General features: G+C 72.9%; 16 protein-coding genes. 6 read left to right on the top strand and 10 right to left on the bottom strand.

Annotation, left to right across the window (positions count from 1 at the left end; genetic code table 11):
• Positions 1-92 precede the first annotated feature (92 nt).
• The 5 genes from mutS to hflX all read left to right on the top strand — a co-directional run bounded on the left by mutS (position 93) and on the right by hflX (position 8,488).
• Positions 93-2,735, top strand: a complete 2,643-nt coding sequence (gene mutS, locus QN157_12140; protein ID MDR7556340.1) for a DNA mismatch repair protein MutS — start codon at positions 93-95, stop codon at positions 2,733-2,735.
• Between the two features lie 16 nt (positions 2,736-2,751).
• Complete coding sequence (gene mutL, locus QN157_12135; protein MDR7556339.1) at positions 2,752-4,470, top strand: DNA mismatch repair endonuclease MutL; 1,719 nt, start codon at positions 2,752-2,754, stop codon at positions 4,468-4,470.
• Complete coding sequence (gene miaA, locus QN157_12130; protein ID MDR7556338.1) at positions 4,452-5,462, top strand: tRNA (adenosine(37)-N6)-dimethylallyltransferase MiaA; 1,011 nt, start codon at positions 4,452-4,454, stop codon at positions 5,460-5,462. The genes mutL and miaA overlap by 19 nt, the downstream gene beginning before the upstream one ends.
• A complete protein-coding gene (locus QN157_12125) occupies positions 5,444-6,625 on the top strand; it encodes an LL-diaminopimelate aminotransferase (GenBank protein ID MDR7556337.1) in 1,182 nt (393 codons plus the stop codon). Before miaA ends, QN157_12125 begins: the two co-directional genes overlap by 19 nt.
• A 105-nt stretch (positions 6,626-6,730) precedes the next feature.
• Complete coding sequence (gene hflX / locus QN157_12120) at positions 6,731-8,488, top strand: GTPase HflX (GenBank protein MDR7556336.1); 1,758 nt, start codon at positions 6,731-6,733, stop codon at positions 8,486-8,488.
• Here the strand turns inward: hflX and lexA are convergent.
• The gene (gene lexA / locus QN157_12115; protein MDR7556335.1) at positions 8,445-9,056 is read right to left on the bottom strand and encodes a transcriptional repressor LexA; all 612 of its coding nucleotides are present in this window, start codon (positions 9,054-9,056) and stop codon (positions 8,445-8,447) included. The two genes, hflX and lexA, sit on opposite strands and share 44 nt — an antisense overlap.
• Positions 9,057-9,551: 495 nt before the next feature.
• Between lexA and QN157_12110 the strand changes: the two genes are divergently transcribed.
• The gene (locus QN157_12110; protein ID MDR7556334.1) at positions 9,552-10,007 is read left to right on the top strand and encodes a hypothetical protein; all 456 of its coding nucleotides are present in this window, start codon (positions 9,552-9,554) and stop codon (positions 10,005-10,007) included.
• A 58-nt stretch (positions 10,008-10,065) separates the two neighbouring features.
• On the opposite strand, the gene QN157_12105 is transcribed toward QN157_12110, so the two are convergent.
• The 9 genes from QN157_12105 to QN157_12065 all read right to left on the bottom strand — a co-directional run bounded on the left by QN157_12105 (position 10,066) and on the right by QN157_12065 (position 20,397).
• The gene (locus QN157_12105; protein ID MDR7556333.1) at positions 10,066-10,263 is read right to left on the bottom strand and encodes a hypothetical protein; all 198 of its coding nucleotides are present in this window, start codon (positions 10,261-10,263) and stop codon (positions 10,066-10,068) included.
• On the bottom strand, positions 10,254-11,492 hold the full coding sequence (pcaF, locus tag QN157_12100; protein ID MDR7556332.1) for a 3-oxoadipyl-CoA thiolase: 1,239 nt from the start codon (positions 11,490-11,492) through the stop codon (positions 10,254-10,256). Before pcaF ends, QN157_12105 begins: the two co-directional genes overlap by 10 nt.
• Positions 11,485-13,185 (bottom strand): 3-hydroxyacyl-CoA dehydrogenase NAD-binding domain-containing protein, encoded by a 1,701-nt coding sequence (locus QN157_12095; GenBank protein ID MDR7556331.1) that lies wholly within the window; start codon positions 13,183-13,185, stop codon positions 11,485-11,487. Before QN157_12095 ends, pcaF begins: the two co-directional genes overlap by 8 nt.
• A gap of 28 nt (positions 13,186-13,213) precedes the next feature.
• Entirely contained in the window at positions 13,214-14,008 is a 795-nt protein-coding gene (locus tag QN157_12090; protein MDR7556330.1) for an enoyl-CoA hydratase-related protein, read from the bottom strand.
• A 26-nt stretch (positions 14,009-14,034) separates the two neighbouring features.
• Complete coding sequence (locus QN157_12085; GenBank protein ID MDR7556329.1) at positions 14,035-14,808, bottom strand: enoyl-CoA hydratase-related protein; 774 nt, start codon at positions 14,806-14,808, stop codon at positions 14,035-14,037.
• An 87-nt stretch (positions 14,809-14,895) separates the two neighbouring features.
• Positions 14,896-15,861: an enoyl-CoA hydratase-related protein gene (locus QN157_12080; GenBank protein MDR7556328.1), complete on the bottom strand. Its 966-nt coding sequence runs from the start codon at positions 15,859-15,861 to the stop codon at positions 14,896-14,898.
• A gap of 93 nt (positions 15,862-15,954) precedes the next feature.
• Positions 15,955-16,218, bottom strand: coding sequence for an SPOR domain-containing protein (locus QN157_12075; GenBank protein ID MDR7556327.1), 264 nt, complete (start codon positions 16,216-16,218; stop codon positions 15,955-15,957).
• Between the two features lie 489 nt (positions 16,219-16,707).
• Positions 16,708-19,398, bottom strand: coding sequence for a valine--tRNA ligase (locus QN157_12070; protein ID MDR7556326.1), 2,691 nt, complete (start codon positions 19,396-19,398; stop codon positions 16,708-16,710).
• 297 nt (positions 19,399-19,695) lie between these two features.
• The gene (locus QN157_12065) at positions 19,696-20,397 is read right to left on the bottom strand and encodes a GntR family transcriptional regulator (GenBank protein MDR7556325.1); all 702 of its coding nucleotides are present in this window, start codon (positions 20,395-20,397) and stop codon (positions 19,696-19,698) included.
• Positions 20,398-20,424: the final 27 nt, after the last annotated feature.

Below are 20,424 nucleotides of genomic sequence, written 5' to 3'. Positions count from 1 at the left end.
CGGTGCCTGCCGGGCAGGAGCGACGGCCCGCCACCGTGGCCGACGCCACGCCTCCACCGCGGCGAGGCCGGACATGGTAGCATGGGAGCGTGATGCGCGAGGGCTCGCTCACACCCATGATGCGGCAGTACCACGAGCTGAAGGCGCGGTATCCCGGCGCCCTGCTCATGTTCCGGCTGGGCGACTTCTACGAGCTGTTCTTCGAGGACGCCCGGATCGCAGCCCGGGAGCTGGACATCGTGCTGACCTCGCGCGAGGTCGGCAAGGGGCGCCGGGTCCCGATGTGTGGCGTGCCCTACCACGCCCTTACCAGCTACGTCGCACGGCTGGTGGAGCGGGGCTACCGCGTGGCGATCTGCGACCAGGTGGAGGATCCGCGGAAGGCCCGAGGGCTCGTGCGCCGCGCCGTCACACGGGTGGTGACGCCGGGCACCGTCATGGACGCCGCGCTGCTGCCCGGCGGCGAGCACCGCTACCTGGCGGCGGTGGTGGGCAGCGGTGACCGGTGGGGGCTGGCGGCCGCCGATCTCACGACCGGCGACCTGGTGGCCACGCAACTCGAGGGCGACGAGGCGTGCCGGCGCCTTGCGGACGAGGTCGCGCGCTTCGAGCCCCGGGAGGTCCTGGTGCCGCAGGCGGACGCCGACGCGCTGACCGCTGCCCTGGGGCCCGTGCGCCTGACGCCGGTGGACGCGTGGTGGTTCGACCCGTCGGCCGCGCGCCGCACGCTGCTGGAGCAGTTCCAGGTGGCCACCCTGGACGGCTTCGGCGCCGAGGGCCTGCCCCTGGCCGTTGGCGCCGCCGGGGCGCTGGTGCAGTACCTGCACCAGACGCAGCTCTCGGCGCTGGCGCACCTGCGGGCGCTGCGGGTCTACAGCGTCGATGCCTGCCTGCAGCTGGACGAGACGACGCGGCGCAACCTGGAGCTCGTGCGGAATGCGCGGGACGGCAGCCGGCGCGGGACGCTGCTGGAGGCGCTGGACGAGACGGTCACGCCCATGGGGAGCCGGCTGCTGCGCGAGTGGCTGCTGCGGCCGCTCGTCGACGTGGAGGCCATCCGTGCACGCCAGCGCGCCGTCGAGGCCGCCCTGGCCCACCGGAGCCTGCGGGGGGAGGCGCGCGAGCTCCTGAAGGCCCTCCCAGACCTCCCCCGGCTGGTCGGGCGCATCGGTCACGGCAGCGCCACCCCGCGCGACCTGGCCACGCTGCGCGGCGCCCTGGAGCGCCTGCCCGCGCTGCGCGCCGCGCTCGCGGGCATCCCCGGGGAGCGATTCGCGGACCTCGCCGACCGCATCGACCCGCACCCGGCGCTGGCGGCGTTGCTGGGGCGGGCGCTGGTCGACGACCCACCGGTCTCGGCCCGCGACGGCGGGATCATCCGGCCCGGCTACGACGCAGACCTCGATCGGCTGCGGGCGGGCGCTGCAGAGGGACGCGCGTGGATCGCCGGCCTGGAGGCAGCGGAACGGGCCCGGACCGGCATCAAGTCGTTGAAGGTGGGCTTCAACAAGGTCTTCGGCTACTACATTGAGGTCTCCAACGCCAATCGCCACCTGGTGCCGGCGGACTACCAGCGCAAGCAGACCCTCACCGGGGCCGAGCGCTACGTCACGCCCGAGCTGAAGGCCCGCGAGGCGCAGATCCTGGGCGCAGAGGAGCGCACCCACGAACTCGAGCACGACCTGTTCGTGGCCCTGCGGGACAGCGCTGCGGCCCACGCGCCCGCGTTGCTGGCCACGGCGGCGGCGCTGGCGGAAGCCGACGTGCTGCTCGGGCTGGCGGAGGTCGCCGAGCGCTACGGCTACGTGCGGCCGGAGGTGGTAACCGAGCCGGTGCTGGAGATTCGCGCCGGCCGGCACCCGGTGGTGGAGCGAATGCTGCACGGCGAGCGGTTCGTGCCCAACGACCTCGTCCTCGACGTCGAGGACCGCGCGATCCTCATCGTGACGGGCCCCAACATGGCCGGGAAGAGCACGCTGCTGCGGCAGGCGGCGCTTGTCACGATCATGGCGCAGATGGGCGCGTTCGTCCCCGCGGCGTCGGCCCGCATCGGCATCGCCGACCGCATCTTCACCCGGGTCGGCGCCACCGACGACCTGGCCGCGGGGCGCAGCACGTTCCTGGTGGAGATGCAGGAGGTGACGCGCATCCTGCTGGGCGCGACGCGGCAGAGCCTGGTCATCCTGGACGAGGTGGGGCGCGGCACCAGCACCTACGACGGGATGAGCCTCGCCTGGGCGGTGGTGGACTACCTGCGCGACCGCATCGGCGCCCGGACTCTGTTCGCCACCCACTTCCACGAGCTCACCGAGCTGGCCGACCTGCTGCCGCGCGTGCACAACGTGGCCATGCGCGTGCGGGAGGAGGCCGGGCGCATCGTCTTCCTGCACGAGGTCGCCGAGGGCCGCGCCGACCGGTCGTACGGGATCCACGTGGCGCAGCTGGCCGGGATGCCCGCGGAGGTGCTGGACGAAGCCCGCCGCATTCTCCAGCAGCTGGAAGCGGCGGGGGCGCGCCCGGGCGACCCGGGCGCGCCCCCGGTGCCGGCGCGCGCGCGGCGGGCCCGCCAGCTCCCCCTGGCCCTTGAGCTCCCCTCGCCGTTGGAGGACGAGCTGCTGGCCCTTCCCATCGAGGCGATGACGCCGCTGGACGCCCTGCAGACCCTGGCCGCTCTGCGGGAGCGCGTGCGGCGCCGGCGCGAGACCGCGCCCGACGTCGCCCAGCGGCTCCAGTGAGGCTGCGGAAAGACGCGTGAGCCGCATCCGCATCCTGGACCCTGCCGTCGCAGACCGCATCGCCGCCGGCGAGGTCGTGGAGCGGCCGGCCTCGGTGGTGAAGGAGCTGCTGGAGAACGCCCTGGACGCCCACGCCCGGAGCGTCGTCATCGAGGTGGAGGGGGCCGGGCTGCAACTGATCCGCGTCACCGACGACGGCGAGGGCATCGCCGAAGAGGACGTCACGGTGGCGTTCGAGCGGTTCGCCACCAGCAAGATCGCCACCTTAGACGATCTCCACCGGATGCGGTCCTACGGGTTCCGCGGCGAGGCCCTGCCCAGCATCGCCGCGGTGGCCCAGGTGGTGCTGACGACGCGCCAGCCGGGGGCGCCTGCAGCCGTCCGGGTGGTCGTGGTCGGTGGGCGCGTGCAGTCGGTGGAAGGGTACGGCGCGCCACCGGGGACCACTGTGGAGGTCCGCCGGCTCTTCCACACGACGCCGGCGCGGTTGAAGTTCCTGAAGTCGCCGGCCCGCGAGCAGGCGCTGATCGCCGACACCGTCCTCAAGGCGACGCTGGCGGCGCCCGAGGTGACCTTCCGCCTGGCGTTCGACGGGCGCGAGCCGACCGTCTGGCCCGCCGCGTCCCTCGCCGAGCGCGTGGCCGCGGCGTTGGGCGTCCGCAGCCCCGGTGAGCTGATCGAGGTCCACGCCGCCGTCCCGGGCGGGACGGTGCGGGGATGGGTGCACCACCCGCAGCGGAGCCGGCCCACGCGCAGCGCCCAGTACGTGCTCGTCAACGGCCGTCCCGTGCAGCACGCCGGGCTGCGCCGTGCCGTCGAGCAGGGATGCGCCCAGCTGGTGCCGACGGGCCGCTTTCCGGCGTTCGTGCTCTTCCTCGACGTCACGCCCGCGCTGGTCGACGTCAACGTCCACCCGCGCAAGCTCGAGGTGCGCCTGCGCGACGAGGGACGGTTGGTCGGCGCCGTGGCCGGTGCGGTGCGCAGTGCGTTGCTGGCCTCCCCGCTGGTCCGGCAGGCAACTGCCGCGCCACTGCCGGCCGGCAGCGGCGGTGTGGTGACGTCCTGGCAGGAGCTGTCGACACAGCCCGCCCCGGGGTCTACGGCCTCGCTCGACCTGGCCGTCCGGGAAGGCGTCGACGCGTACCTGGGGACTGGAGGCCCGCGCCTGCCGCCGCTGCGGCCACTGGGCCAGGTGTTGCTGACGTACATCGTGGCGGAAGGCCCTGACGGGCTGTACCTGGTCGACCAGCACGCGGCCCATGAGCGGGTGCTGTTCGAGCGGCTGCGCGGCGCCCGGGCGCGCGGTGATCTCCCCCGCCAGGTGCTGGCCGTACCGCTGCCGGTGGAAGTGTCACCCGCGGACCTGCACCTGATCACCGGTGCCCGCGACGTGCTGGCGGCGCTGGGGTACGAGGTGGAGCCGTTCGGCCCGCACACGGCCCTCCTGCGCGCCGTGCCGGCGCTGGCCGCCGCGGCACGGTACGAGGACCTGCTGCGCCGGGTGCTCGCCGCGCTAGCCGACGACGGAGAGGGGGAGGAGCCCCTGGACCGCCTGGCCATCGCCACGGCGTGTCACGCCGCCATCCGCGCGGGCGACCGGTTGACGCCCGACACGATGGGAGCGCTGCTGGCCGACCTCGCCACGACCGACGATCCCTTCACGTGCTTCCACGGTCGCCCGACGATCGTGGCCATCCCGCGCGCCCAGCTCGAGCGGTGGTTCCTCCGGACCTGAGCGCACACCGTCCCGCAGACGAGCCGCACGACGAGGCGCCCGCGCCGCTGGCCGTGCTGTGCGGCCCGACTGCCGTGGGCAAGACCAGCCTGGCCGTGGCCCTGGCCCAGCGCCTGGGCGCGGAGATCGTCTGCGCCGACTCGCGCACCGTCTACCGGGGCATGGACATCGGCACCGCCAAGCCCACGGCCGCGCAGCGGGCCGCGGTCCCGCACCACCTGCTGGACGTCGCCGACCCCGAGGAGACGTTCACCGTGGCGCAGTTCCAACGGCTGGCGAGGGCGGCGATCGCCGCGATCCGCGACCGTGGCCGGTTGCCGCTGCTCGTCGGCGGTACCGGGCTCTACATCCGCGCCGTGGTCGACGACTTCCACATCCCCGCGGTCGCGCCCGATCCCGTCCTGCGGGCACGCCTGGAGGCGGACGCACGCGCCCACGGCCCGGCGGCGCTCCATGCCCGCCTGCAGGCGGTGGACCCGGTGGCCGCGTCCCGCATCCATCCGCACAACGTGCGGCGCGTGATCCGCGCGCTGGAGGTCTGCCTGGCCACCGGCCGCCCGATCTCGGCGCAGCAGCGCCGGGGCCCGTCGACGGCGGCGGTGCTCGTGGGACTGTGGCGCGCACGCGTCGACCTGTACCGACGCATCGATGCCCGGGTGGACGAGCAGCTGGCGGCGGGACTGCTCGACGAGACCCGCCGGCTGCTGCAGCGCGGCATCCCGCTCGAGGCGCCGGCGATGCAGGGGCTGGGCTACAAGGAACTCGCGGGCTACCTGCTGGGCCGGTACGACTACGCCGAGGCGGTCCGCCGGCTCAAGCGCAACACCCGGCGGTACGCCAAACGGCAGCTCACCTGGTTCCGCAGGGACGCGCGCATCCGGTGGGTGGATGCCACGGGCCTCGAGCCCGCTGCGCTGCTGCCACAGGTCCATGCTATCATGGTGACGGCACTCGCGCAGTGGGGGAGGGGAGAATGGGACCACAGCAGGTGAAGACGACGCCGTCGCAGCGGTTGCAGCGCATTGGGGCCTACCTGTTCGCCGACCTGGATCGGCGGCAGGAGGAGTTGCGGGCGCGCGGGGTCGACGTGATCAACCTGGGGGTGGGCGATCCCGACCTGCCGACGCCATCGCACATCGTCGAGGCGCTGACCCGCGCCGCGCAGGACCCGCGGACCCACCGGTATCCGCCCTACCTGGGCACCCGGGAGTTCCGCGAGGCGGTGGCCGAGTGGTTCGCGCGGCGCTTCGGCGTCGCGCTGGACCCCCACCGGCAGGTCCTGGCCCTGATCGGCTCCAAGGAAGGACTGGCGCACCTGCCATGGGCGTTGCTCAACCCCGGTGAGGTGGCACTGGTCCCCGACCCCGGCTACCCGGTCTACCGGTCGGCCACGATCATGGCCGAGGGCGAGCCGTACCCCGTGCCGCTGCGACCCGAGCGCGGGTTTCTCCCGGCACTGGACGAGATCCCCGCAGACGTGCTGCGGCGTGCGCGCCTGCTGTTCCTGAACTACCCCAACAACCCCACGGGCGCGGTGGCCACGCTGGAGTTCTTCACCGAGGCGGTGGCGTTCGCGCGGCGGTGGGGCCTGGTGGTGGTGCACGACAACGCCTACTCGGAGATCACCTACGACGGGTACGTGGCGCCGAGCATCCTGCAGGTCGACGGGGCGGCCGAGTGCGCCATCGAACTCCACTCGTTGTCCAAGACGTACAACATGACGGGGTGGCGCGTGGGCTTCGCCGTGGGCAACCACGCGGCCGTCGACGCGCTGGGCACCGTGAAGACCAACGTCGACTCCGGCGTGTTCACCGCCGTCCAGGCCGCAGCGGTGGCGGCCCTCCGGGGCCCTCAGGACAGCGTGGCGCACACGCTGGCGATCTACCGGGCACGCCGTGACCGCGTGGTGGCAGCGCTGCGTCGGGTCGGCTGGTCACCGCCGACGCCCAGGGGCACGCTCTACATCTGGATGCCCACGCCCGACGGCCAGTCGGCCGCCGCGTTCTGTGCCGATGTCCTCGAGCGCACCGGCGTGGTCATCACGCCCGGGGCGGGGTACGGGGCGTATGGCGAAGGCTACGTCCGCCTGTCGCTCACCACACCCGACGCGCGACTCGACGAAGCCCTCGAGCGGATCACCCGCGCCTATGCCTGAGGTGCGCCCACACCGCCCCCGCGCCCCCGTGCGGGGTGGAGGGGAGGTCCCCTGAGTCCGACGATCCTCGGCCTGCCGCGGCAGATTCAGCCCACGCACCGCCAGATGCTCGAGGCCCTGTCCCGCCGACGGGTGCCGCAGGAGCGGATTGCGAGCCCCGAGTTGCTCTCGATCCTCGCCCACCTGGCGCAGGCACTGCGCCGTGAGGTCGGCGTGTTCGTGGACCGCCACGGCGTCGTGGGTCCTGTGGTGATCAGTCGCCGCTGGCAGCCCCTGGTGGACGAGGCGGCGCGCCGCTCCAGCCGGGACGCGGGCCTGCGCTACGTGGAGGTGCACCCCCAGCCCGACGGCCGCCCGGACGAAGGCGACCAGCGCGTGCTGACCGACCTGGCGCTGGACCTCGTGGTGACCGCCGGCGTCGAACGCGGGGCGCCGACCGAGGTGTGGCTGCTGACCCCGACGGCGGCCGACGGTGACTCCGCCTGGGTCACCGAAGGGCCCTACAGCCCGGACGCCCTGGCCCACCTGGACCTGGCGCCGCGCGTTCGGGCTGCGATCGCCGCGCGGCGTCGCCGGGGACCGGTGCCGACGGGCAGCGCGCTGCAGGAACGGGCGGTGCTCGTGGCCCTGGACCGGCGCGGCGACGCCGAACGCAGCCTCGAGGAGCTCGCCCGGCTGGCCGAGACGGCCGGCGCCCAACCTGTTGCGACCATCATCCAGCGCCGGGCCACGCCGGATCCGGCGACCTACATCGGGCGGGGCAAGCTCGACGAGATCGTGCGGGCGGGCGAGCGGTACGCGGCTACCGTCGTGCTCGTCGACGAGGAACTCACCCCGGCGCAGCAGCGCACGCTGGAGCGCGAGCTCGGCATGAAGGTCCTGGACCGAACGGCGCTGGTGCTCGACATCTTCGCCCAGCGGGCGCGGACGCGTGAGGGCCGGCTCCAGGTGGAGCTGGCACAGCTCGAGTACACGCTGCCGCGTCTGGCCGGTCGGGGCGTCTGGTTGTCGCGGCTGGGCGGCGGCATTGGGACGCGCGGGCCCGGCGAGACCAAGCTGGAGATGGACCGGCGGCGCATCCGCCAGCGCATCACCCACCTCCGACGCGAGATCGACCTGATCCGCCGTCGCCGCGCGCGGCAGCGCGCGCCCCGCCAGCGGGCGGGCGTGCCCCAGGTGGCGCTGGTGGGGTACACGAATGCGGGCAAGTCTACGCTGCTGAACGCGCTGACGGGCGCTCAGGTCTTCGTCGAGGACCGCCTGTTCGCCACGCTGGACCCGACGGCCCGGCGGCTGGTGCTGCCCACCGGGCGGCAGGTGGTGCTGGTCGACACGGTGGGGTTCATCCAGCGGCTGCCCACGCAGCTTGTCGCCGCCTTCCGCGCCACCCTGGAAGAGGTCACCGCCGCCGATCTCCTCGTGCACGTCGTGGACGCCAGTCGGCCGGACTGGCCGGCACAGGTGGAGGTGGTGCACGACGTGCTGGCGGAGATCGGTGCCGGCGACCACCCGAGGGTGCTGGTGTTCAACAAGGCGGACCTGCTCGACGAGGCTGCCGTCCGTGCGCTGGCCCAGGCGCAGCCCGAAGCGATCGTGATCTCGGCCACGCGGCGGCAGGGGCTCGACCGCCTCCTGGACGCGCTGGCGCGCCACCTACCTGAACCCTGGCTGCGCGTGCGCCTGCGCATCCCCTACCGCGACGCGCGCCTGCTGGCGCAGATCCACCGCGAGGGCCGGGTGGTGGCGGAACACTACGACGGTGAGGGCGCGGTGGTGGTCGCGGACCTCCCGGGGCCGGTCGCGGTGCAGCTGCGCGCGCTCAGCGCAACCGGCGAAGCACGGCGATCGCCTTCCCCTCGATGACCACGTCCGTGACGTAGATGGGCGCCATCGCAGGGTGCGCCGGCTGCAGGCGGATGCGATCCTTCTCCCGGTAGAAGTACTTGACGGTCGCCTCGTCGCCCAGGCGCGCTACCACGATGTCGCCGTTGTTGGCCGTGGCCTGCCGGCGCACGATGACGAGGTCGCCGTCGAGGATCCCCGCCTCGATCATACTGTCGCCCGAGACCCGCAGCGCAAAAGTCTCGTCGCCGTTCACGAGATCGGCCGGCAGCGGCAGGTGGTCCTCGATGTTCTCCTCGGCCAGCAGCGGCACCCCGGCGGCCACGCGACCCACCACCGGGACCGGCACGACCTTGCGGCTGGGTCGCCCACCCGCCTCGAGGATCTCAAGGGCGCGCGGCTTGCTTGGATCGCGACGGAGGTACCCTTTGCGCTCCAACGCCGCTAGGTGGCTGTGGACCGTGGAACTGCTGGTGAGGCCCATGGCCTGCCCGATCTCCCGTACCGAGGGCGGATAGCCGTGCGTCTCGGTGTAGCGTTTCACAAACGTGAGAATGTCCGCCTGGCGTCGCGTGAGCCGTGCCGTCATCCCCTGCCTCCGGACATCGTCCTGTGCCGGTGCCCATCATAGCAGGTGCCGGTGGAAAACGCAAACACGTGTTCGGGAAGCATACGCGTGCGCCGATGGCGCGCCAAGGCCGAGGGCCTGCGAAGCCGCAAGGGCCGGCCGGGCCGGGCCGGGGAAAGTCCTGTCTACTTCGCATAAGGTCCGTTATGTTAAATACACGCCCTGTGCTGTCGCCAGGGCACGCGGCCGAGGCAGGCGCTGTGCGCGCGCCGTGCGCGCCGTGCAGGATGCGACCTACCGCACCCGAAAGACCGGGCCGCACGTGTCCCGCGCGGCACCGGCAACGGGACAGCGGCCTCCCTACAGGACAGGGGCCTCCCTACGGGACAGGGGCCTCCCTGCAGGTGTGGAACAGGGAGATGCGACGACCGGCTGCACGCGCGTCCCTCCCGCTGTGAGGGCACGTCAGGCCCGGTCGGGACACGTGAGGTGACTGCCGCCGGGGAGGGTACTATCGTGGGTTCACCACAGGGTCGCTGGGAAGAGACGGTCACCGTGCTGGGTGAAGCCTTCGTGCTGCTCGTCGAGGGCCCTGTCCACGACGGCCGGTACGAGATCCGCATCTGGGCCGGCCGCCGTCGGGGCCGACGCGATGAGCAGTACCTTCGCGCGCCGATTCGGGGCCGTACCCTCGACGATGCGCGTGACCGGGCGCTGGAGGCCCTCTACACGCACGTGGGCCTCGAGCGGTTCCATCGCCTGGTCGAGGACGAGGCGGCCCGCATCGCCCCGGGAGCGCAGGTCGAGGTCGGTGAGACCGCGCGCGACGTGGTCGTGTCCCTCGTCGGCGCCTTTGCGCTGCGCGCTCCGCTCGTGATCGCGCGGGACCGGGTTCTGGATCGGGAGGCAGACCAGGCCGCGTTGCGGGCGCTGGTCTCCGCGCACCTGGCGCAGTACGCGTATCGTACCTAGTGCCTGCCGTACGGCCAGGGCGCGCGTGCGGATCGGTGTGCCGGGGCGAGCGTGCCCGTCAGCCCGCCGTCTCCGCGGCGAGCACTTCGGCGTCGGCAGCCCGCACCATGCGCTCCTTCTTCCCGGTCCGTTCCTCGATGACGATGGTGAACACCCCGTACTGCGGTTCGAGCCGGTTCACGATGCCTTCCAGCCCCGCAACCCGCACCCGCGCCCCGGGTGTGATCGGTCGCCCGTGCCTGTCCGTCAGCTGCATATCTCCTCCTGGGACGACCCCTGCCGTTCCACGATCATGGCGATGCCCTGCCCGACGCCGATGCACATGGTGGCCAGCCCGTACCGCCCGCCACGCCGCCGCAGCTCGTGCACCAGCGTGACCACGAGCCGCGCACCGCTGCAGCCCAGGGGGTGGCCCAGGGCGATGGCGCCGCCGTTGGGGTTGAGCTTCTCCAGGGGGATCCCCAGGTCGCGCGCGCACGCCAGCACCTGCACGGCGAACGCCTCGTTGAGCTCGACCACGTCCAGGTCCTCGACGCGCAGGCCGGCGCGCGCCAGCGCCTTGCGCGTCGCCGGCACCGGGCCGATGCCCATGATGGCCGGGTCGACCCCTGCCACCGCGCTGGCCACGATCCGCGCGAGCGGCCGCAGGCCCAGGGCCGCGGCCCGCCGGGCTTCCATGAGCAACAGCGCAGCCGCGCCGTCGTTGATGCCCGAAGCGTTGCCGGCGGTGACGGTGCCGTCCTTGCGAAAGGCCGGCGGCAGGGCGGCCAGTGCCTCCAGCGTGGTCTGCGGCCGGGGATGCTCGTCGGTGTCGACCACCACCGGATCGCCCCGGCGCCGCGGGATCACCACGGGCACGATCTCGTCGGCAAACCGTCCGGCGGCCATCGCCGCTGCGGCCCGTCGCTGGCTCTCCAGCGCAAACGCGTCCTGCTCTTCGCGCGTGATCCCGTACTGCGTGGCCACGTGCTCTGCGGTCTCCCCCATGCTGTAGGGCGGGTACATCTCGGCCAGCCGCGGGTTAATGAAGCGCCAGCCGAGGGTGGTGTCGTAGAGCCGCACGTCCCCGCGCGGGAAACCCTCTGCCGGTTTCCCCATCACCAGCGGTGCCCGCGTCATGGACTCTACGCCGCCGGCGATGAAGACCTCCCCCTCCCCCGCCCAGATCGCATGGGCAGCGGCCACCACCGCCTGCAGGCCCGACCCGCACAGCCGGTTGACGGTCTGGCCGGCGACGCTGACCGGCAGCCCTGCGAGCAGGACCGCCATGCGCGCCACGTTGCGGTTGTCCTCCCCGGCTTGGTTCGCGCAGCCCAGGATCACGTCCTCGATCGACGACGGGTCGAGGTTCGACCGGCGCACCAGGGCCTGGATGACCGTCGCCGCCAGGTCGTCCGGCCGGACGTCCCGCAGCACCCCCCCGTAGCGGCCGATCGGCGTGCGCACGGCATCCACGATGACCGCGTCTCTGGCACCCTCACGCATGCGTCTCGCCTCCGGGCGACGGCGGGGTCGGCCCCGCGGGCACCCGCTGGCAGCCGGCCGCCACCAGCCGGCGCAGCCAGGGCGTGGCACGATACCGCGGGTCGCCCTGGTCGGCGCAGAGGGCGTCGACGATCGCCAGCACCACGTCGAGACCGACGGTCTCCGCGCGCTCCACCGGGCCCTGGGGATAGTTCATGCCAAGCCGCATGGCCGTGTCAACGTCGGCGGGGGCCGCGACGCCCTCGGCCACGGCGCACAGCGCCTCGTGACAGAGCAGCGCTTGAATCCTTGGGAAGATGCCGGCCACCCCGTCGCCGACCACCGCGACACGCTTGCCGAGCGCGGTCCAGAACGCCACCGCGCGCTCCAGGGCCTGGCGCGCAGTGCGCAGGCCGGCCTGGACCTCCACCAGCGGGCGGTCCGCCAGGGGTGGCAGCGTGGCGACGCCCACGACCCGCTCCGGTCGCTTGCAGCGCCGCGCGGCTTCCGTCACCGAACTGGTCAGGGTCAGCGTGAGGATCACGGCATGGGGTGCGAGCCGGCGCTCGATGGCCGCCAGTCGCGCAGCCTTCTCCTCGGGCCGATCCAGTGACGCGTCGACGACCGTCGTCGCCCGCCACCGGCCGGTGGTCGACGGGCGCGCCGTCACGGCGAGGCCTGCAGCGCGCGCGGCGGCGGCCACCTCGGTCGCAAGCGCGCTCTCGCCCACGACCACCACCGGCCCGCCGGGGCCCTCCTGCCGGCCTGCCGCGTTTGGGATTTCGCGCAGCTCCGGCGCCGGCGGGGTTCCCGCCGTCTGGCGGCCTGCAGCCAAGTCCGATACGGTCGCCGCACGGGCACTGTAGTCGTAGAACCCGCGACCGACCTTCCGCCCCAGCAGGCCGGCATCGACCATACGTTCCTGGATCGGGTGCGGGCGGTAGCGCGGATCGTGGAAGAACGCGTCGTAGATCGACCGCGACACCGCCAGGTTGACGTCCAGCCCGATGAGGTCCAGCAGCTCGAACGGCCCCATGCGGAACCCGCCAGCATCGCGCATGACGCGGTCGACCACGTCCACGGGCGCGAGGCCGTCGGCGAGCACACGGAACGCCTCGGTGTAGAACGGCCGCGCGACGCGGTTGACGAGGAACCCGGGCGCGTCCCGCACGGGCACGGGCTGCTTGCCCAGCGCACGCACCAGGTCCACCGCGGCGCGCACCGTCCCCTCCGCGGTGCGCTCGCCCTGGACGACCTCCACCAGCGCCATGGCCGGCACCGGGTTGAAGAAGTGCAGCCCCACGACCCGCTCGGGGTGCTGTGTGGCCGCCGCGATGCGGGTGATGGGCAGCGACGACGTGTTGGAGGCGAGGACGACCGAGGGCGGGTGCAGCGCGTCCAACCGGCGGAACACCTCGCGCTTGGTCGCTAGATCCTCGGGCACCGCCTCGATGACCACGGCCGCGCCGTGCAGGTCCGCCAGCTCGGTCACCCACCGCAGACGGCCCAGGATGGCGTCGGCGTCCGCCGGGGTCAACCGGCCGTCGGCGACCCGGCGCCCCAGCGCTTCGGCGATGCGCGCGCGACAGCGCTGCAGCACGTCCTCCGCCACGTCGGCGACGACGACAGAATACCCCGCCGTCGCGGCGACCTGCGCGATGCCGCCGCCCATGGTGCCGGCGCCTACCACGCCGATCAGGGGACGGCTGTCCATCCCAGGCCCTCCCCTGCCCCGCCCGCGCCTAGCGGCCCTCAAAACGGGGCTGGCGCTTCTCGAGAAAGGCCGCCACGCCCTCGCGGTGGTCGGCGGTGCGCCCGGCGATCTCCTGCAGGTGCGCCTCGTACTCCAGCGCCGCCTCCAGCGACGCCGTCAGCGCGTAGGCGAAGGCGCGCTTGGTCAGCCCGAACGCCCGCGTGGGCCCCTGGGCGAGCCGGGTCGCCAGGGCCAGCGTGTGCGCCATCAGCTCGTCGTGAGGCACCACGCGGTTGACCAAGCCGAGCCGCAGCGCCTCGTGGGCGTCCACCGGGTCGGCGGTGAACGCCAGCTCGAGGGCCTTCCCCAGCCCCACCAACCGTGGCAGCGTGAACGTGCCCCCGGAGTCGGGCACGAGGCCGACGCGGCTGAAGACCTCGATGAACGACGCGCGGTCCGAGGCGATCCGCAGGTCGGCCGCCAGCGCCAGGTTGCAGCCGGCGCCGGCCGCCACCCCGTTGACCGCGGCGATCACCGGCTTCTCCATGGTGCGCATGCGCAGGACGACGGGGTTGTAGCGGCGGCGCAGGGAGTCGCCGTACGACACCGCCTCCGCGCCCGTCCGCTCCCGGAGGTCCTGGCCGGAGCAGAAGCCCCGGCCGGCGCCGGTCAGCACCACGCATCGCACGTCGGGCGTGCGCTCGGCGAACCGCAGCCCGTCGTGCAGGTCGGCCAGCAGCTGCTCGTTGAGCGCGTTGAGCACGTCGGGCCGGTTGAGGGTGAGGGTCAGCACGCCCCCGTCCAGGGCGGTGAGCACCGTGGCCAGCGTCGGTATCGGGCTCATCGCGTACCTCCAATCAGCGACTCCGGTCAGCGACCGCGAAAGGTCGGCGGGCGCTTCTCCAGGAACGCCCGGACGCCCTCGGTCTTGTCGTCGGTGGCGAACAGAAGGTAGAACAGCCGCCGCTCGTGCTCCAGCCCGACCTCGAGGGTGGTGTCGAACGCCCGCAGCACCGCTTCCTTCGCCAGCCGCACGGCCACCGGCGGCTTCGAGGCGATCAGGTGCGCCAGCCGTCGAGCCTCGTCCAGCACGACCTCGTCGGGCACCACCCGGGTCACCAGCCCCATGGCGTAGGCTTCGGCGGCCGGCACGTGCCGGCCGGTCAGCACGATCTCCATCGCCCGGGCCTTGCCCACGGCGCGCGTAAGGCGCTGGGTGCCGCCCGCGCCCGGCATGAGACCGATGTTGATCTCCGGCTGCCCGAACCGGGCGCTCTCGCCGGCCACGATCATGTCGCACAGCATGGCCAGCTCGCAGCCTCCGCCCAGTGCGTAGCCGCGCACCGCAGCGATGAGGGGTTTGCTGAGGTGGCGAATGCGCTCCCACTGCTGAAAGCGGTAGCCGGTGAGCATCGTCACCGGGGTGGCCTCGACGAACTCGGTGACGTCGGCGCCGGCTGCAAATGCCCGGTCGCTGCCGGTCAGCACCATGCAGCGGACGTCGTCGTCGCGGTCGGCGGCCTCCAGCGCGTCGACCAGCTCGTCCATCGTCGCACGGTTCAGCGCGTTCAGGACCTGCGGGCGGTGCAGCGTCACGACGACCACGGGCCCATCGCGCTCGACCAGCAGGTGTGCGTAGGTCATCGGATCTCCTCCTCGGGCGCATTGCGGGGCGGCCTACCCCCAACAGGGACGACGTCCGCCCCGGCCACGCCGCGACGGCTTATGGGTCTAAGCCGGGGTTGGCGGCAACGCCGCACCGCACCGGCCGCAGAACCGGAACTCGGCCGGGAGCCCCTCCGCGCCGCAGGCCGGGCACGCGGCGGTCGGCGGGCCCCAGACGAACTCGGTGGAGGCCCCCATCGCCAGCCGCCTGCGGATCCCCGCGTAGTCCACCGGCCGCTTCGCGAGGAACGCGCGGATCCCCTCGTAGGTCTCCGCGGCGCCCGCGTGCAGCGTGAGCCACTCCCGCGCGTGCCCGATCGTCAGGTGCCACGAGATGTCGCGCCAGAAGTTGAGCTGCTGTTTGGTGTAGCGCGTCACCTCTGGCAGCTTGTGCACGAGCGCGGTCACGAGCTCGTCCACCGCAGCGTCCAGCTGCGGGCGGGGCACCACCCGGTTGACCAGCCCCCACTCCAGGGCCTGCGGTGCCGGGATCTCCTCACACAGGAAGAGGATCTCCCGGGCGCGGCGGTCGCCCACCACGAGGGGCAGCCACTGCGTGGCGCCCGCGGCCGGCACGCTCCCGCGGGCCGGGCCCACGTGGCGGATGGCGATGTCGCTGGCGGCCACCGCGAGGTCACACGCCAGGTTGAACTCGTTGCCACCCCCGACCACCATGCCGTTCAGGCGCGCGATGGTGGGCTTGCCGATGTTCCGCAATCGCTCCTGGGCCTCGATGAACGCCCCCATCCACTTCCAGTAGTCCCGGGGACGGGCCAGGAACTGCTCCTGTTCCCGCAGGTCGGCGCCCGTGCAGAACGCGCGGTCCCCGGCCCCCGTGAGCACCACCACGGCCACCGCGTCGTCCCAGGCGGCGTCTTCGAACGCGCGGCTCATCTCGCGCAGCGTGGGGAAGTCCAGCGCATTCAGCACCTCCGGTCGGTTGATGGTCACCGTGGCCCGGGGACCCTCTTTAACGTACCGGATGCGCTCGAACCCCAGGCTTGCAGGGTCCTGCGGTCGTGGACCGTGCATATTGGCTGGCCTCCCGCGTCAGGGATCGTGTGAGGTCGTACCTGTTCTCCACGGGGCCGCGGGGCGGTCGACGGCGGTCCCGGACGTCCCGAACTAGTGCAGGACGGCCGCGTCGTACCCCCGCGCGCGCACCCGCGCCGCCAGGTCCTGGGCCCGCGCGCGGTCGCGGAACGCGCCCACCCGGACTTTGTAGAGCCCGCCCTCGTGCACTACGTACGGTGCGAAGCCCTCGGCCCGCAGCGCGTCGGCCAGCTGTCCTGCACGCTCGCGGCTCGTGAACGCGCCCACCTGCACGATGTACAGGGTCTGTGCCGGGCCGGGCTGCGGCGAGGCCGCACGGCGCGGTATCGGGGGCACCGCCCCGGTGTCTGGGCCAGTGCGCGCCGACCCCGGCGGCGATGGCGTCGGCTGCGCCGGCGCGGCAGGCGGTGCCACGGGGACGGCTGGGGCCGGCGTGGGCGTGGCGGCCGGCGTACGCGGCACAGGACCTGGCAGAGCGGTCGTGGGCGGTGTCGCGGGCGCCGCTGGCGTCGGTGGTGCCAGCCGGCGCGGTGCAGGCGACGGCGGGGCCGTGGGCGGCGGCGCCAGCTGTCCCACTGACGGCCCCGGTGTCCCCTTGAAGTAGCGCTCCCCGACCAGATACCCGATCACGAGGGACGCTACGAACAACCCGACCAGCACCACGCCAGCGACCACGCTGTTGTATCGCACAACAGGCCATGTTCGGTGAGGCGCCTGGAACTCCTTCGACGCGCGGCTCGCCTCCGACGACAGCCTGACGTGGTCACACGCCATCACCGCGACGGGTGACCGTGCCGTCTCGATCACCCCCACCCCGCCCCCGCACTAGCGCAGGTCGGCGAGATAACCCGCGAGGACCTGCTGGCGCGCGCGCAGCTCCTCGTCGCGCCGTCGTTCCTCCTCCACCGTCTCGGCCGGGGCCTTCGCGAGGAACGCGGGATCCGCCAGGCGCGCGGCGGTGCGTGCCGCGGCCGCCTCGACCCGTTGGAGTTCTTGTTCGAGCCGGCGCCGGGCCCTGGCGCGATCGGTCGTGGGCACGGCGAGCGAGACGTCGAGGCCGGCTGCGACGGTGCCGACGCTCCCGGGCTCCCGCTGCCCGTCGGCGGCGATGCGCAGGTCGGCGCGCGCCAGTCGGGCGACGTACTCCTGGTACTGCTCCACCACCTGGCGGCGATCCACAGGCCCACCCACGCGGACCGCCGGCCAGGACGCGGGCGCCAGCCCCAGATCGGCCCGCAGCGAGCGGATGGCGCGGGTGACGGCCATGAGCACCTCCACCGCCGCCTCCGCTGCGGGATCGTCCTCGCCGGGGTCCGGCGCCGGCCACGGTGCGATCACGATGCTCTCGCCCTCGTGCGGCAGCAGCTGCCAGATCTCCTCGGTGATGTGCGGCATGATCGGATGCAGCAGCCGCATGGTCCCCTCCAGCACGCGCCACAGCGTGTGCTGCACGGCGAGGCGCCGGCCTGCGGCCAGCCCGTCCCGGTACAGGTCGACCTTGGAGAACTCCAGGTACCAGTCGCAGTACTCCGCCCAGATGAAGTCGTACAATGCGCGGGCCGCCTTGTCGAAGTCGTAGGCCTCCAGGTGCGTCGTCACCTGCCGCACGAGCCCGGCGTAGCGGCTGCGGATCCAGCGGTCGATGGCGCTCAGCTGCTCGCGAGCCGGCGCCTGCGCGGGCGTGAAACCCTCCAGATGCATGCGCACGAAGCGGGCAGCGTTCCAGATCTTGTTGTTGAAGTTCCGGACGTCCTCCAGCATCTTCTCGCCGAACCGGAGGTCCTGCTGCCCCTGGGAGCAGCGCAGCGTCAGCGCGTAGCGCAGCGCGTCGGCGCCATAGCCCTGCTCGACGTAGTCCAGGGGGTCGAGCCCGGTGCCCAGCGACTTGCTCATGCGCTTCCCCTCGATGTTGAGCACCGTGGGGTTGATGTACACGTCGGTGAACGGGACCTCGCCCATGAACTCCAGGCCGAACATGATCATGCGGGCGACCCAGAGGAAGATGATGTCCCGACCGGTCACCAGCACGCTGGTCGGGTAGAAGTAGCGCAGGTCCGGCGTGTCCTGGGGCCAGCCCAGGGTGGCGAAGGGCCAGGCCGCCGAGGAGAACCACGTGTCGAGGATCTGCTCCTCCTGCCGCAGGTCGGTGCCGCCGCACTCGGGGCAGCGGGTGGGCGCGTCCCGCTGAGCGACCAGGTGGCCGCTGGCGCAGTGCCAGACGGGGATGCGGTGGCCCCACCACAGGCGCCGGCTGATGTTCCAGTCCCGGATGTCGCTCATCCAGTCCAGGTAGACCTTCGTCCACCGCTCCGGGTGGAAGCGCACCCGGCCCTGCCGCACGGCGTCGATCGCCGGCGCCGCCAGTTCTTGCATGCGGCAGAACCACTGGTCGGTGATGTACGGCTCCAGGATCGTCTTGCACCGGTCGCACCGTCCCACGTTGGTGCGGTAGGGTTCCACCCGCTCGACCAGTCCTGCCGCCGCCAGGTCTCGCGCGACGGCCTGGCGGGCCTCGAACCGATCCATGCCGGCGTAGCGCCCCGCGTCGGCGGTCATGCGTCCGCGCTGGTCCAGGATCACCAGCACGGGAAGCCCGTGGTCGGCGCCGATGGCGTGATCCAGCGGGTCGTGGCCCGGGGTGATCTTCAGAGCACCGGTGCCAAAGCTGGGGTCGACACGTCGGTCGGCGATGACAGGCACCCGACGGTCGACGATCGGGACGACGACCTCGCGGCCCACCAGGGCCCGCCAGCGCTCGTCGTCGGGGTGAACGGCGACCGCCACGTCCGCCAGGATCGTCTCGGGCCGCTGGGTGGCGATCACCACGTCGGGCCCGCCGTCGGCGCCGCGGTAGCGCACGTACCACAGCTGGCTGTCCAGGGGCTGGTAGTCCACCTCCAGATCGGACACGCTGGTCTGGTCGTGGGGGCACCAGTTGATCATGCGCTGCCCGTAGTAGATGTAGCCCTTGTGGTACAGGCGCAGGAAGCACTCGATGACCGCGTCGTAGTAGCCCGGATCCAGGGTGAAGGTGACGCGCTCCCAGTCGCAGCCCATGCCCAGGCGACGGATCTGGTTGTAGATCAGGCTCCCGTACTTCTCCTTCCACGCCCAGGCGTACTCCAGGAACTTCTCCCGTCCGAGGTCGAAGCGCGTCTTGCCCTCCTTGGCCAGCTCGCGTTCCATCACCACGTGGGTGGCGATGCTGGCGTGATCGGTGCCGGGCAGCCACATGGCGTTGTAGCCCTGCATCCGCCGCCACCGGGTCAGGACGTCCTGGATCGTGTGGTTGATGGCATGCCCCATGTGCAGCGTGCCCGTGATGTTGGGCAGCGGCATCATGATCACGAACGGCGTGCGCCGGGGGTCCACCGGCGCGTGGAAGTAGCCGCGGGCGAGCCACTCCTGGTAGCGGCGGGGCTCCACGGTGAGCGGATCGTAGGGGGCCGCCGTCTCCTCCGCCGACCGCGACGGCGGTGCCGTCGTCTGCCTGCGCGCCTGCCTTCCTCCTGGCATCCTCGTCCCTCCAGAACGTCATGCGCCGCTTCGCCCCAAGGGCGAAGCGGCGCTCCGCGGTACCACCCTGGTTCCCGCAGCCCGTACGCACGCCGGACCGGGGACCTTGCCTCGCGATCTCGGGCGAACCCGGCAGGCCCTCCGTCGGCGCATCGGACCTGCGGCTCAGGGGCGACGTTCGACCGGCCCGCTACCGGACGGCCTTCCACCCGTGGCCGTCCTCGCTGGGGGCGCTGCCGGCCTACTCCTCCCCGTCCTCGCCTGTTGGCCTCGATTATAGGGCCCAGTCGACGCCGGTCAAGCCGGCCGCTCCGGCCCGCCCGGCTGCAGGACGGCAGCCAGGTCCGCGCGTACACTCGCCAGGTGCTCCCGCATGGCGGCTTCCGCCCGGGCCGCGTCGCGCGCGCGGATCGCGCCCGCCAGGCGCGCGAGCTCCCGGAACGTCTTCTGGGCCCGCGCCCGCTGCCGCAGCGCCCGCGCGCGCACGGGCTGGGTCTGCGCCCACAGCTGCTCGAGGAGCCGGCGGAGCCGCCCGTTGCGGGCCGCCTCGGCGATCGTCACATGGCACGCGGCGTCGATGGCCAGCAGACGCTCGACCTCACCCGCCTTGAGGGCAGCGCCAAACGCCTTGATGAGCGTGCTCAACGTGGCCGGCAGGTCGGCGCTCCCATGGAGGGCGGCCAGGCGCGCCGCCCGGGCCTCCAGCACCTCGCGCACCTCGTACAGCTCCTCGGCGTCGGCAAGCGAAAGCCGAGGAACCATCATGCCGCGGCCTGGCGCCGGCTCCAGGAGCCCTTCTGCCGCCAGGCGGCGCAGGGCGTCGCGGATCGGCGTGCGGCTGACCTGCCACGCCTGCGCCAGCTCGACCTCGTTGATCCGTGTCTCGGGCCCCAGCCGGCCCGACAGAATAGCGTCACGCAGCCGGCGGTACGCCGCCGCGCTGACCGTTTCGCGCACCGGTGGCGGGCCCCAGGCGAGTGCGTCTTCTGGTGTGCTCACGAGTCGGCCAGACGTTGGCGACAACGA

The sequence above is a fragment of the Armatimonadota bacterium genome, assembly GCA_031459855.1.
Classification (GTDB): domain Bacteria; phylum Sysuimicrobiota; class Sysuimicrobiia; order Sysuimicrobiales; family Humicultoraceae; genus Fervidifonticultor; species Fervidifonticultor primus.
Note: the sequence above shows the minus strand (reverse complement) of the source record. Positions and strands in the feature narration are given on the sequence as shown.